Source organism: Shewanella sp. 10N.286.51.B2 (assembly GCF_041469265.1).
GTDB lineage: Bacteria > Pseudomonadota > Gammaproteobacteria > Enterobacterales > Shewanellaceae > Shewanella.
The window spans coordinates 64,090-77,602 of sequence record NZ_JBFRKH010000029.1 but is presented as its reverse complement, the minus strand read 5'-3'; the positions used below and the strand labels follow the sequence as shown (position 1 = coordinate 77,602).

Genomic DNA, 13,513 nt, shown 5'->3' with positions numbered 1-13,513 from the left:
GTTGATGTGCATTATCACTTGGTCAAATAATTTTGCTGAGTGCGAGGTTTTGGCTGTTAATTTTAGCTGACAAGTTGCTGTATATTGTGTTGTGTATTGGTAAGCTCGAATTGAATTGGCACTTTGCAGGTGCTGTATACTTAAATCAGTTAAATAATGAGCTAATTTAACCGGGATCGAGTAAAGCTTGTGCAGTCGAGCGCTTTGTTGATAAAAGTGAGCGAATTTAACTTGAACATGGTCAGTGCTTAGTGGATAATCCTGTTGTTCTCGTTAAGCAGGACTAATTTTAGATGTTTAAGATAATTAGATATTTAACCTTATTTGCTTAATTAGAAATCAATGGTGACCTTAGGGTCCCCCCGCAATGATAACTTGTGAACTCGGCCAGGCCTGGAAGGGAGCAACCGCAGCAAGTGACTCGTGTGCCGGGGTGTGGCTCTAGGGGAACCTCCAATACTCCTAGTATTTCATTCAAAAACTCTCTAAACACCTTACTTTACTTAAAATAACGTTTTTTATCAGCGTTTATGTTGAGTGTTTCTTTAGTAAACCAACCTAGCCATTTAAAATTTTTGCGCATTAGATGTTTGGCATTTTCTTGATAGCAGGCTCTTTAGCTGCGCTTTCTGCATCTTCCACTAACTTTTTATGAAGGTTGGCTTTTAAAAACTGTCGTGACTTTTCAAGTGCGCTATGGATCTCGTTTTTCATCTGTTGCAGTTCTGCATAATCTTCAAAAAAATAAGTATCAACGAGGTGTCTTATGTAGCGAACTGGAAGTTGATTTAAGGTAACGCAGCATAAATCAGCTAAATACTCCTCTGGTAGCTCTTCGAGTAAGCCTTCGTCTCTTAATATTTCCATTAAAAGCACTTCATAGTAATTACGAATATCAACTTGCATCCTTGACTCCCTATAGAATGAAATTTAACTTGTTTATCTGATTATCATTAGTGTGCTACCAGATTGCCTTGGCTGCAATAAAAAGTTGGCTATGTCTTTGAGTTAGTGCTTGCTCGTTGCGGCTGTAACCGCCTCCGATCACCGCTGCAATCGGGATTTCTGCCTGCTTAGCTTGCTGTAAAATAAATGTATCTCGGGCCAATATGCCTTTGGTTGATATGTCTAAATAGCCTAAATCATCATCTTGGTGAATATCAACGCCGGCATCGTAAAGGATAAGGTCTGGCTGATGGATGCTTATAAGGTATGGGATCACTTGTTTGATAACCGATAAGTATTCATCGTCGAGAGTGTGTTTATCAAATTCTATATCGTGATGGGAGCGTTGCTTTCTAAATGGGAAGTTTTTTTGGCAATGAAGCGAGCAAGTTATTATGTTGTCTTGGGTTTGAGACAATGCCGCAGTGCCATCGCCTTGATGTACGTCACAATCGATAATAAGCACTTTCGTGGCTTTTTGCTTAATAAGCATTTGCTTGGCTGCAATCATTAAATCGTTAAAGACACAGAAACCACTGCCAAAGTCATAATGAGCATGATGATAGCCACCACTTAAATGTAGGGCAATACCATGGTCAATTGCCAAATTAGCGCTTAGCACTGTGCCATTGACCGCGTGAAGGGTGCGGTTAACCAGTGATTCGCTCCAAGGAAAACCGATACGGCGCAGCACTTTATTAGTAAGGGTGTTATTGATAAAGCCATCAACATAGTCATTTTGATGGGTTTGTTTTAACACTTCAATATCTATGGGGCTTGGCTGATGAAAATCTTGCGGGATAGCGAGACCTTGTTCAAGTAAATATTGCTGTAAACGTTGATATTTACTGGTAGGAAACCGATGCTTTTTAGGTAACGCCAGCTTGGAGTAGCTGGCGTGATAAACGAGTGGAATAGTCATTAAAGCTGTTTAATAGCCCAACTCATGAACTCTTTGCGTGTTTGCTCATCAGCTTGTAACCACCAATATTGCAGCATTTGCTCAGGATGAGTTGCCGCTTTATCTGTTACAGCCGATGTCGTTGCGGAAGCTGTCGCAGTTTGAGTCACAGGTGTGCTAGCAACTACTGCGGTCGAGGTCACGGCCGCTGTTGTGGCAGTTGCAGTGTTTACTGCGGCTGGAGCGACATTGCTACTGGTTGCAGAAGCTGCTAATGCGTCAATATCATCACCTTTATTACTGCCAAATAACCCGCCTAAAAATGAACCTTCTTCAAAATCGGTTTGGGTAATTGTGTAATCGACTTTGCCATTATCTTGGCGTGAGATAATCACTTGGGGATCTTTAGCAAAGCTTTTAGGGCGTTTTACAAATTCTCCGTCTGCGGGCTTAAGAAAATACTCATGATCGCCATCGACTATAATAGTGACAATAAAAGGCGCTGATTTTATAAAGCTTTGGCTATCGCTGAAGTCATCTTCAATCATATCGTGGTAACGGATGGCTATTTTATGGGAGCCATTACTAAGGTCTAGATCTGATTTATGGGTAAACTTATTGGTATCAATTTCTTTGCCATCCAATGCTAAATACTCAAACGACATTGGAATGGTTAAATTTGCCGCTAAAGCTGATGTTGATGTAGCTAAAGCAAGTAAAGTGGCACTTAGCGTTCGGGTAAAATTCATTGTTGCTCCTTAACGATTTAAATTTCTATTAGGTCGTTCAAACATCTGGATTCTTTCCTCTATATAACTAATTGCTTGACGACATTTTCCTAAGCGTCGATGTAGAGAGAGAATTTCATTTTGTAATCTGATTTTGTCAGTACTATGACAGTTTGCAAGTGCAGATTCCATTTCTGCTATTTTTTGTTCAAAGGTTGTAGCCCAATTCAAATGTTTGTTCAGCTCTTGATAAATTTGGTGGCTGTTTTTCATTACATTACTGGCTATCCAGCCAAAGCCACTGTCTGAATGTTGTTGCTGTTGTTTTTTTGCATAGCGTGCACGGCTATTGTCACGTTTTTGCTTTTCAGTATTCACATTCAGGTTGGTGGTCACTAAGGCTCGTCTTAATGCGGTAAAGCGATCTTGAATGCGCTGGCAGCTAAGCTCAATGATTCTGACATCAAGTTTGAAAGAAAGTTGCTTTTCTAATTGCTGAATGTCTTTTTTTAATTGGGCAATACAAGGGCTTAATTGGGCACCTTGTTGAATAAATAATTGTGAATTAAATCGTTCAATATCTTGCAGCATTTTCTTTTGTTGCGCAGGTAATTGCTGATCGTGATGTAAGGCATCTTGTTCTAATGAACTGAGCTGCTGTTTTAATTGGTAAATGAGTTGGTTGGTGTTTCTCATAGCCAAGCCGTCCAAGCTAAATGTGCTGCAATGGATAATACAGTAATGATAAATAGCGGTTTGATAAAGGGAATACCAAATCTTATAGCAGATTTAGCCCCAATAAATGATCCCGCCATCATACAAACACCGATCCACAAACCTAATATCCAATCCACTTCGCCTAATAAGGCAAAAATGACTAATGCGGTAACATTACTCACTGAGGTCATTAGCCTTGCTAAGGCGCAGCTGTTTAATAATGGCAGCTTATGCAGCCTGATGCTGGATACTGTCCAAAATGCGCCAATACCGGGGCCTGCAAAACCATCATAAGCACCTAAGGTCATTCCTTGCACTATTTGTTTGTTTTGAGATGGCAACCCGGTGGGTTGATTGATGATAGTTTCGCCCATCGCTTTGGGACTTATAAGGGTGTAGATTGCAATCCCGATAATGATCAGCGGTAAGATTTTTTCGAGCCAAGCAGCATCAATAAAATAAACTAAAAAACTGCCGATGATGGCACCTATAAAGGTCGTCAAAAATGCAGCCCGCCAGAAGGAAGGTTTAATGAGTTGTTGTTTGTAGTAGGTATAACCTGCAGTAATAGAGCCGAAACAGGCTGCGAGCTTATTGGTACCCAATGCTAAATGGGGTGGAACGCCCATCGTTAGCAGTGCAGGGATAGAAAGCAAACCGCCACCGCCAACAACGGCATCTATAAAACCTGCAACAACACCAATTATCGCCAGAATGACCCAATGACTAGGGTCTAACAAAAATTCCAAAAAAATACCTATTCAATAACTTTACGAAATGGCGGTAGGGCATCGAGTAATGATTTACCGTAACGCTTGGTAATTAGGCGGCGGTCTAAAATAGTCACTCGGCCATAATCGTCTTCTTTGCGCAGTAATCTACCACAACTTTGGATTAATTTACGTGACGCATCTGGAATGGTTAATTGTAGGAAAGGGTTGCCACCTTTGCTTTTTATATATTCCGCATGTGCTTGTTCAACTGGTGATGTCGGCACTGCAAAGGGCAGTTTGGTGACAATCAGGTTGGTAAGGTAATCCCCAGGTAAATCTAATCCTTCTGAAAAACTGCCTGTGCCAAAGATAATACTGGCTTTTCCGGCATCACAACGGGCTTTATGTTGAGTTAGCACCTGTTGTCTTGGCATAGTTCCTTGAACAAATAACTGCTCTTTAGGCATTTTACCAATAATTTGATCTGTCACCTTTTCCATTTGCCAATAAGAGGCAAACAGCACCAATGTTGCCATTTCATCTTCAACTAATGCCAATATCTGCTCTGCAAGCTCATCGGTAAAGGCTTCATCTGTAGGCTCATTCTTCATTTGAGGAATAAATAATGTGGCATTATTTTGATAATCAAATGGCGATAGTAACGCCAAAAAGCGGCTGCCATCATTTAATGATAACCCGACTTGATGGGCAAAATGATTAAAATTATTCAGCGCCCGCAGTGTTGCGCTGCACAATACAACACCTGCGGCTTTTTGCCACAGCATAGATTCGAGCATGAAACCCACTTCAATAGGAGAAGCACAAAATAAATAATCCTGTTGTTTACCTGTGATCAGTTCAGCCCAGCGCGCCATGGGCGCACCTTTTTTTGAGTCTTCTTTAGCGAGCATTTTCCATAATTTATGCAAGTTTTCTAAACGCTGGGAAATAAAGCCTGCTTCTGAAAGCACTGTTTCTGATTGATGTTTAGGTAACTCACCATCTTTTATCGCTTCACTTAAAACGGTTTGAATTTTATTAAATTGCTTTAATGCAGAATTCGATGCTGAAGCTAAGTTTTCGGCCTGTATGAGTAATGACTCTGGTAATTTGCCATTTTCAAATCTTAAACGGGTTTCTGGGTTGGCAAAGAGCTGCGGCTGGGTATCACAAAAATGTGCCACTTGATTAAGCTGGCTAACCAGCTCATTAATGTGATCTAGCATCGCTTGCACTGGTGCAATAATATGAGTGGTTTTTAATTGGTTTTGTAATTTAGAGCAGGTTTTACCTGCCTTTTCTAGCCAATCAGCTGTGCCGCGAAGACTTGCTTGGGCGCTGGAGAAATCTCTGGCAACTGTTGGCAGATGATGCGCCTCATCGATGACATAAAACATCTCTTCAGGCTCTGGTAAAATAACGCCGCCGCCCAGTTCTAAGTCGGCAAATAACAAACTGTGGTTAACAATGAGTACGTCCCAGGTTTCGACATCTTCACGGGCTTTATGAAAAGGGCAGTTATGATGATTGGATAACTGACGATGGCAGCTGTGTTTATCACAGCATATTTGCTGCCATAAAAAGTCAGGAACAGGTTGCTCTAAAGTGTCGATTTCACCGTTCCACTTTTTATCTTGGTAATCTTTATGGATTTTTTTGAGTTGGTCAATCTGGCTTTGATCAGGCTTTGTCTGCCACATCGCCATTTGTGAGGTGTCTTCGGGGCCAATCATGGCTTCAAGCTTTGCTAAGCAAACATAGCGCTGACGGCCTTTGACTAAACCAAATTTAAAGTCTACCCCAGACTGTTGCAAAAAGAAGGGTAAATCTTTATGCAGTAATTGCTCTTGTAATGCTACGGTTGCCGTTGCTATACAGACTTTTTTCTTGCTGGCAATGGCTAACGGAATCGTGCCAAGAATATAGGATAAGGATTTACCAATACCGGTGCCGGCTTCACAAACCATAATGCGACGGTGTTTGTCATATTCACCGGCCAGTGTTTTAGATATTTCAGCCACCATATAGTTTTGCTCACGGCGAGAGCGAAAATTTGGCATTGCCGCCGCGATATCTTTATAGATAGTGCGGATCTGACTTTTGACTTTATCCGTTAACATGAGTGACCTATTCGCATTCTTTGCTTACTGTTTATGTGTTCGCTGTTATATGCTGTACATAATAACAGTGAATTGAACTGCACGAAATATTTAATCGAGCCAAAAACTATGACAGTAAGCGTAAATAAGGTGACTTCTATCAAAGGGCGAGTGTTGACGCGGCATTCAGCTTTTCGTGATGGTCGACTTATATTGCAATATTATTTAAAAACGAGATCTGGCCCTGTGCTGATAGAAGTGGACGGGGCTGAAGTAGTGTGTTTTTGCCGTCAAATAGATATACCAAAACTCGCAGGACATATTCATCAAGGTTGCAGAATCGAAACTATCGCGCTTAAAAACTTTAATCACCAAGCTATCGCCTGTATTTATTTAAAGTCAGCCAGTGTACAAAGGCAGTTATTGCGGATTGCCAATGATATGGGGATTGAGATTTATGAGGCAGATATTAGGGCAGAGCAGCGATATTTGATAGAACGCTTTATTGCCTTTGATGTTGAGTTTATCGGGCAATCTAGTTTAGAGGCTGATTTATGTAACAGTCAGAATACCAGCTTAAGTCAATTGCCGGTGTACCAAGCTGTAAAAGCAAGAAAAAGCGATAATGACATCTCGCTTTCTATGATTTCGTTGGATTTCGAATGTAGCCCTAGCGGCGAGTTATATTCAGTTGGCTTATATGGGCAAGATTATCAATTAGTCATTATGGTGGGACAGCCTCAAGAGTCAGAGCACTATATTCAGTGGGTGGTTACCGAAGTTGAGCTTATTAAGCGATTAATTGTTTGGTTTGCCGAATATGATCCTGATGTCATTATTGGCTGGGCGGTCGTCACTTTTGATTTGTCACTATTGTATAAACGTTGTCAGTTACATTCGATACCGTTAACCATTGGTCGTGGGGCGACGGTATTAAGCTGGAAGGTTGAAGATAAGCATCGCCCTGAAACCTTATCTTTACCGGGGCGAGTGGTGCTAGATGGCATCGATTGGATTAAAGCGGCATTCTATCATTTTGAACGCTATTCATTAGAGCACGTATCGCAACAATTACTAAATGAAGGCAAGGCTATTGACCATGTTGATAATCGCAGCCAAGAAATCTGTCATTTGTTTGCCCATGATAAAGTCGCATTGGCGTTTTATAATATTACCGATTGCCGCCTAGTATGGGATATTTTTGATAAAACCCAGTTGCTGGCTTTTGCCATTGAACGGGCCAAACTAACCGGCTTAGAATTTGGCCGCGTTGGCGCATCTGTTGCTGCTTTTAATAATTTATACCTACCGCACTTACATCGAAGCGGTTTTGTTGCCCCTGCTCACCCAGTTAGTGATGGACTTGAATCTCCTGGTGGCTATGTGATGGATTCTATCCCGGGTTTTTACAAAGATGTTTTAGTGTTGGACTTTAAAAGCCTTTATCCATCAATTATTAGAACGTTTTTGATTGATCCCAAAGGCTTGGTGGTGGGCGAACAGCAGCCTGACGAAGTGACTGTGCCGGGTTTTCTCAATGCAAGATTTAGCAGAGACAACCCCATATTGCCAGAGCTAATCGCAACACTCGCGCAGCAGCGTGAGCAAGCCAAACAACTTAACAACCAACCTCTGTCCCAAGCCATTAAAATAATCATGAACTCTTTATATGGCGTATTGGGCTCTAGAGGCTGTGTGTTCCATGATGCCAAGCTTGCAAGCTCGATTACCATGCGTGGCCATCAAATCATGAAGCAAACCAAAGCTTGGATTGAAGAGTTGGGTTATAAGGTGATTTATGGTGATACCGACTCTACCTTTGTGTGGTTAGGAGAAAAGCATCAAATAGACGATATTAGTCAGTTAGGTCATATGCTGGCACAGGAAATTACCCAAAAATGGGCCGATTTTTGTGCTACCAAGTTTCAGTTAAAAAGTTATTTGGAACTTGAATTTGAAAGTCACTTTAATCAATTTGTCATGCCGACATTAAGAGGCTCAGATGCTGGCAGTAAAAAACGCTATGTAGGGGCAACCACTGACAAGGAGGGACAATTAGCACTGACCTTTAAAGGCATGGAGCAAGTCAGAAGTGATTGGAGCCCTTTAGCCAGAAGAATGCAATATCATTTATACTTGTTATTATTTACCCAAGGGGACGTTAGAGGCTACTTGTTAAAGCAAATTAAGGAGCTTCAAAATGGCTCATTTGATGATGAACTAATTTTTAGAAAACGCCTAAAGCGTAACATTGAAGATTATACGGCTAAATCTTCACCACATGTGAAAGCCGCAACGCGTCTATGTCAAATAACAGGTAATTCGGAGCTTGGTAAAAGAGGCACCATGATCGCTTACAGGATGACTCTGAATGGTGCGCAACCTATAGAAGCAACCAATGAATCAATTGATTACCAATATTACCTTGATAAACAAATCGAGCCCATTGCAGAACCAGTATTAGGGCTCAAAGGTGACAGTTTTGATAGTCTTGTGAGCAATCAGATGTTGTTACTTTAATGTTGCTGGCTGTGTAATTTATGGTGATACGTTATCATTTTTATGTCTTTTGGTAGTGGTTTGTGCTTTGCAATGTGCTTATTTAGTTTATTATGATATTTAATCGATTTATCTCTTTGTTTCATGCTAATTCATCATGCTAGCCTTCAGTTAATGGAAAAATTCTATGCAAATAGATTATTTAAAATAATTAATGATGAAAATGAAATGGGAAGGTTTAGCTCGATGAAAAAGACTTTAATCGCATCAACACTTGCAGCAGTTATGTTTGTACCAACAGCTTCTGCTATCGAAATCTATAAAGATGAGAAAAACTCTGTTGCTATTGGTGGTTTCATCGATGCACGTATTTATAGTGGCCAAGGTGAAACTGAAATCGTCAATGGCGCATCACGTATTAACTTCGCCTTTGATCGTCAAATGAATGATGGTTGGGCAACCTTTGCTAAATTCGAGTGGGGTGTTAACCCATTCGGTAACAGTGAAATCGTTTATAGTGCTGGTAGTCAATTTGAATCACAAAGCGATGACTTTCTAAATAACCGTTTAGGTTACGTTGGCGTATCAAATGATACTTACGGCTCAATCAGCCTAGGTAAGCAATGGGGTGTTTGGTACGACGTTGTTGCCGGAACAAACTACCCTATCGTATGGGATGGTAATGCTGCAGGTGTATACACATACAATAAAGCTGATGGCGCTATTAACGGTGTAGGCCGTGGTGATAAAACCATTCAATACCGTAACTCGTTTGATAAATTCAGTTTTGGTGCGCAAGTACAGTTAAAGCAAAATGAATTCGTTATTTACGAAGATGAGAACGTAGATGGTTTTTCTGATGCACCAAGTATTAGTGATGAAGAGTCACTAGGTACTGTAGAATACGGTAATACCTTCGGTTTATCGGCTATGTATCAATTTACTGATGAATTATCTGTTGGTATTGGTTACAACACGGGTAAATTTGAAGGTGAATTAGAGAACGGCACCCGCATTGAAGAGCGTGATGAAATTTACGGCTTAAGCGTAACTTATGGTAACTGGGATGCAGAAGGTATTTATTTCTCTGCTAACTACAATGAAAATAAATTTCATGACACAGATAACATTGGCCGTATGATCGAAAGTTCTAAAGGTGTTGAGTCATTAGTATCATATCGTTTTGACAACAACATCCGTGTTTTCTTAGCATACAACATGCTAGATGCTGATAACGTATTAGGCGCTGATGAAGGTGAAGTATTTAAGCGTCAGTTCACTACAGCAGGTATTCATTATATCTGGGATACAAACACTATCCTTTATTTTGAAGGTCGTATCGACAGCAGTGATTTCCGCGGAACAAACGAAGACAAAATGAAGATCAGTGAAGATGATGGCATTGGCTTCGGTATTCGTTACATTTTATAAAATTAAAATTTAACAACTACCCATTAAAACACTCCGAAAGGGGTGTTTTTTTTGCTTTAAAATTCATAGCGACCGTCTGCTTGTTAATTAATTGTAAGTCTCGAAGGTCATTTGACCACATATCTATTTATTGTTGTGGGTATAAAATAGCCGATCGGAACAATTCTGCAACATTTTAAATTGTTATTTGTTATTTTTAAATGCTATTAAATACAGAGGCTTAAGGTGGCTGTGTAGTTTAATTCTCTATTTTTGTATGTTTTTGTGGACGAAATAACCATTCTAAACATGTTAACTGACCCGATATTAATGAAACATATGTTGAATTAATGTTTTATTTGTGATTTTATTGCATACGAAATGTGGTTGAGCGATGTTCAACTTCGTTAACCAACCTAAATTAATAAGGTTGGAACAATAAGAAAGACACAAGTCCAGGGAGATTGACAATGCATAAGAATTTATTAGCTAAATCAGTGCGTCTAGCAATGATTAGCGGTGCCGCTGCGGCAGCACTTAGTTCACCAGTAGCATTCGCTGCTGAAGAAGGCGAAAAAGTAGAACGTATTCAAGTAACAGGTTCTGCAATTAAACGCACAGACATGGAAGGTTCATTGCCCGTTACAGTGCTGACAGCAGAGGATATTGCACGCACAGGTGTAGACAATGTTGCTGATTTAATGCAGCAATTACCTGCAATGCAAGGCTTTACGACTACATCTGATTCAGTTGGTGGTAGTGGTGGCGGTACTAGTACTGCTTCGATACATGATCTTGGTGAAGCATATACGCTAGTGTTATTAAATGGACGCCGTATGGCGCCACGTGGTTCAGGAAGTACTATCGACTTGAACTCAATACCATTAAGTGCAATCGCACGCGTAGATGTGTTAACTGATGGTGCATCAGCATTATATGGTTCAGATGCTATTGCTGGCGTTGTAAATTTCGTATTAAAAGATAATGTAAACGAAACCACAATCACAGGTCGTTACTCACTACCTGAAGAAGACGGTGGTTCGGGCTGGAATGGTAGTATCACGACTGGTTTTGGTGATATTGACACTGATGGCTTTAACGTAATGTTATCGTATAGCCATGATAGCAAAGAGCAACTAAAAGCTACAGACCGTGACTTCGCAAAAACTGGCATGATTGAGTTTGAGAGCAAAGGTAAAGATTTATTTTTCTTTAACGGCTCACCAAATGCAATACCAGGAAATGGTCGTTTTTACTTTGCTGATGGTACAACTCAAGATTTTAACCCAAATCGCAATGAAACTGGTGTTTGTGCAGAAAATACATCATCTATTGGTGATTGGTGCTGGTTCGATTATACAACGACTATTGAAATTCAACCTGAGTCAGAGCGTGATAGTTTCTTATTAAAAGCTGATTTTGCAATTACCGATAATTTAACTGGTTTTGTAGAAGGTACTTATTCAGATTATTCAATGACAACTCGTATCGCACCATATCCATCTGGTGGCGTACTGATTTCAACAGACAGTCCGTTATTTGATCAATATTTTACTCCTAATTTACCTGCGGGTTACAATCCAGAGGATGTTGATTTTGGATTAGGTGTTTGGCGTGCATTGCCAGCAGGAAATCGTACAACTGAGTGGAACACTAAATCTACTCATCTTGTTGCTGGCTTAGAAGGCACTATTGGTGACAATATTGATTTTGACGCAGCTTATACATACTCAGTGAATGATACGGATCAAAACTACCCAACAGGTTGGTTAATTGAGTCTAAATTTGTTGATGCTGTAGAAAGTGGCGCAATTGATATCTTTGCTCCTGCAGGTACAGTAACTCAAGAAGAAGTAGATGCTGCAGGTATTGTTTACAGTGGTGATTGGTCTAATTCTAAGACAGTCATGAATGCTCTTGATTTTAAACTATCAATGCCAGTATTTGAAGTTAATGGTAATGATGCGTACTTTGCTGCAGGTGCAGATTATAGAACCTATGATTATGATTATTCGCTATCTGATGCAAACCAAGAATCTATCTTACTATTCTTAAGTGCTGATCAACCTTACTCTATGTCTAGAGAAGTATATGGTGCTTTTGCTGAATTAAATGTTCCATTAACAGATACATTCGATATCACCGGTTCTTTACGTTATGACAACATTGGTGCAGTAGATGATAATCTAAATGGCGGAACCATAAATGATAGCGATGATGATGTTACTTATAAGTTAAGCGGCCGCTGGCAAGCAACTGAAGACTTACTAATACGCGCATCTTATGGCACTGGCTTTAAAGCGCCATCAATGTTAGCAATCGGTCAACCACGTGCAGAAGCAGGTGTAACTGGTGGTAATTACCAATGTCCATTTGAAGGTACTGGAGATGCAAAAGAAGCTTGGTGTAAGCCTGGTTCTCAGCAATATAATGTATTTTCACAAGGCAACCCAGGTCTAAAATCTGAAACATCTTCTCAGTACTCTGCAGGCTTTGTATATGCTCCATCTAACCAATTTAGTTTTGGACTTGATTACTGGGCAGTTGAAATGGAAGATGTTGTTACTTCTTTAACTGAAGCACAGATTTTTGCTGAACCTGAAAAGTATTATGATTTATTTACTTATAAAACAAATACCGCAACAGGCATAGATGAGTTAGCTATTTTGCAAGCTAACGTGAACGTAGGTAAATCTAAAAACTCAGGTCTTGATTGGCATTTTAATAGTGCTACAGATCTTTCTTACGGTACAGTTCACTTTGGCTTGACCGGAACTTACACCATTGAAAGTGAGTATACTCGTCCAGGTACTACCGATGATTATATTTCAAGTTTAGGTAAGTTTGGTGATAATAATGCAGTAACATTCCGCGTCGTTAGTCAGTTACAAGCGGGATATGAGCATGATGATTTTTATCATAACTTTACCTTTAACTATCGTTCAGGCTATTTAGATCAATTTCAATCTAAAGAAGTCTGTAGCGTAACAGAAAATGATGCCTTTGGTGACTGTCAAGATGTACAACTATCAGTGGGCTCTTATACCAAACTTGATTATCAATCACGTTGGAATATCACCGATCACGCAAGCGTAGTATTTGGTATTAATAATTTATTAGATAAACAGCCATCACTGAGCTTACGTTCAGGCGGTGCAGGACATCAGGTAGGTTATGATCCACGTTATACTGACTCTTACGGTCGTACTTACTACTTATCTGGTTCATATGCATTTTAATTAATAGTTTTGGACACAAAATGCCTGTTACGTAAGTAACGGGCATTTTTTTATGCAATTGTTTAAGATTTACTCATTAAACTAAAATCAAATGTTCAATTAATACTCTTTCAAACAGATTCGCCTTGTTAACTCTCCTTTTTACTAGTTTTTGATGTCCTCAATTGTTGACACAGGTCAACATTTTGTGAAATGATGCGAGCGGGTCTATGCCTTAGCGGGTATAGAATAGGGAAGAAAAAACTAACAATCACAAGAGAAA

General features: G+C 39.9%; 9 protein-coding genes and 1 other RNA gene. 4 read left to right on the top strand and 6 right to left on the bottom strand.

Going from position 1 to position 13,513, the window contains the following annotated elements:
* Positions 1-351 precede the first annotated feature (351 nt).
* Positions 352-448: signal recognition particle sRNA small type (gene ffs / locus AB4140_RS08370), an RNA gene on the top strand.
* Between the two features lie 134 nt (positions 449-582).
* Here the strand turns inward: ffs and AB4140_RS08365 are convergent.
* The 6 genes from AB4140_RS08365 to dinG are packed head-to-tail and all read right to left on the bottom strand — an operon-like array spanning position 583 to position 6,124.
* A complete protein-coding gene (locus AB4140_RS08365; protein ID WP_102436094.1) occupies positions 583-906 on the bottom strand; it encodes a late competence development ComFB family protein in 324 nt (107 codons plus the stop codon).
* Positions 907-961: 55 nt separating this feature from the next.
* Positions 962-1,867, bottom strand: coding sequence for a histone deacetylase (locus AB4140_RS08360; protein ID WP_372000541.1), 906 nt, complete (start codon positions 1,865-1,867; stop codon positions 962-964).
* A complete protein-coding gene (locus tag AB4140_RS08355; RefSeq protein ID WP_102476368.1) occupies positions 1,867-2,595 on the bottom strand; it encodes a DUF2057 domain-containing protein in 729 nt (242 codons plus the stop codon). The genes AB4140_RS08360 and AB4140_RS08355 overlap by 1 nt, the downstream gene beginning before the upstream one ends.
* A gap of 9 nt (positions 2,596-2,604) precedes the next feature.
* Positions 2,605-3,270 (bottom strand): primosomal replication protein, encoded by a 666-nt coding sequence (locus AB4140_RS08350; RefSeq protein ID WP_102436088.1) that lies wholly within the window; start codon positions 3,268-3,270, stop codon positions 2,605-2,607.
* Positions 3,267-4,040, bottom strand: a complete 774-nt coding sequence (locus tag AB4140_RS08345) for a TSUP family transporter (RefSeq protein WP_102436086.1) — start codon at positions 4,038-4,040, stop codon at positions 3,267-3,269. Before AB4140_RS08345 ends, AB4140_RS08350 begins: the two co-directional genes overlap by 4 nt.
* A gap of 8 nt (positions 4,041-4,048) precedes the next feature.
* The gene (gene dinG, locus AB4140_RS08340; protein ID WP_102436084.1) at positions 4,049-6,124 is read right to left on the bottom strand and encodes an ATP-dependent DNA helicase DinG; all 2,076 of its coding nucleotides are present in this window, start codon (positions 6,122-6,124) and stop codon (positions 4,049-4,051) included.
* 108 nt (positions 6,125-6,232) lie between these two features.
* Between dinG and AB4140_RS08335 the strand changes: the two genes are divergently transcribed.
* From AB4140_RS08335 to AB4140_RS08325, 3 genes are all read left to right on the top strand, one after another.
* On the top strand, positions 6,233-8,623 hold the full coding sequence (locus AB4140_RS08335; protein ID WP_372000539.1) for a DNA polymerase II: 2,391 nt from the start codon (positions 6,233-6,235) through the stop codon (positions 8,621-8,623).
* Between the two features lie 225 nt (positions 8,624-8,848).
* A complete protein-coding gene (locus AB4140_RS08330) occupies positions 8,849-10,033 on the top strand; it encodes a porin (RefSeq protein ID WP_303501649.1) in 1,185 nt (394 codons plus the stop codon).
* Positions 10,034-10,482: 449 nt separating this feature from the next.
* Positions 10,483-13,251 (top strand): TonB-dependent receptor, encoded by a 2,769-nt coding sequence (locus tag AB4140_RS08325; protein WP_303459900.1) that lies wholly within the window; start codon positions 10,483-10,485, stop codon positions 13,249-13,251.
* Positions 13,252-13,513 lie beyond the last annotated feature (262 nt).

What these genes read in the sequence shown, in the direction of transcription:
- AB4140_RS08365 (WP_102436094.1), bottom strand. Translation starts at nt 906, where the DNA reads ATGCAAGTTGATATTCGTAATTACTATGAAGTGCTTTTAATGGAAATA.
- AB4140_RS08360 (WP_372000541.1), bottom strand. Translation starts at nt 1,867, where the DNA reads ATGACTATTCCACTCGTTTATCACGCCAGCTACTCCAAGCTGGCGTTA.
- AB4140_RS08355 (WP_102476368.1), bottom strand. Translation starts at nt 2,595, where the DNA reads ATGAATTTTACCCGAACGCTAAGTGCCACTTTACTTGCTTTAGCTACA.
- AB4140_RS08350 (WP_102436088.1), bottom strand. Translation starts at nt 3,270, where the DNA reads ATGAGAAACACCAACCAACTCATTTACCAATTAAAACAGCAGCTCAGT.
- dinG (WP_102436084.1), bottom strand. Translation starts at nt 6,124, where the DNA reads ATGTTAACGGATAAAGTCAAAAGTCAGATCCGCACTATCTATAAAGAT.
- AB4140_RS08335 (WP_372000539.1), top strand. Translation starts at nt 6,233, where the DNA reads ATGACAGTAAGCGTAAATAAGGTGACTTCTATCAAAGGGCGAGTGTTG.
- AB4140_RS08330 (WP_303501649.1), top strand. Translation starts at nt 8,849, where the DNA reads ATGAAAAAGACTTTAATCGCATCAACACTTGCAGCAGTTATGTTTGTA.
- AB4140_RS08325 (WP_303459900.1), top strand. Translation starts at nt 10,483, where the DNA reads ATGCATAAGAATTTATTAGCTAAATCAGTGCGTCTAGCAATGATTAGC.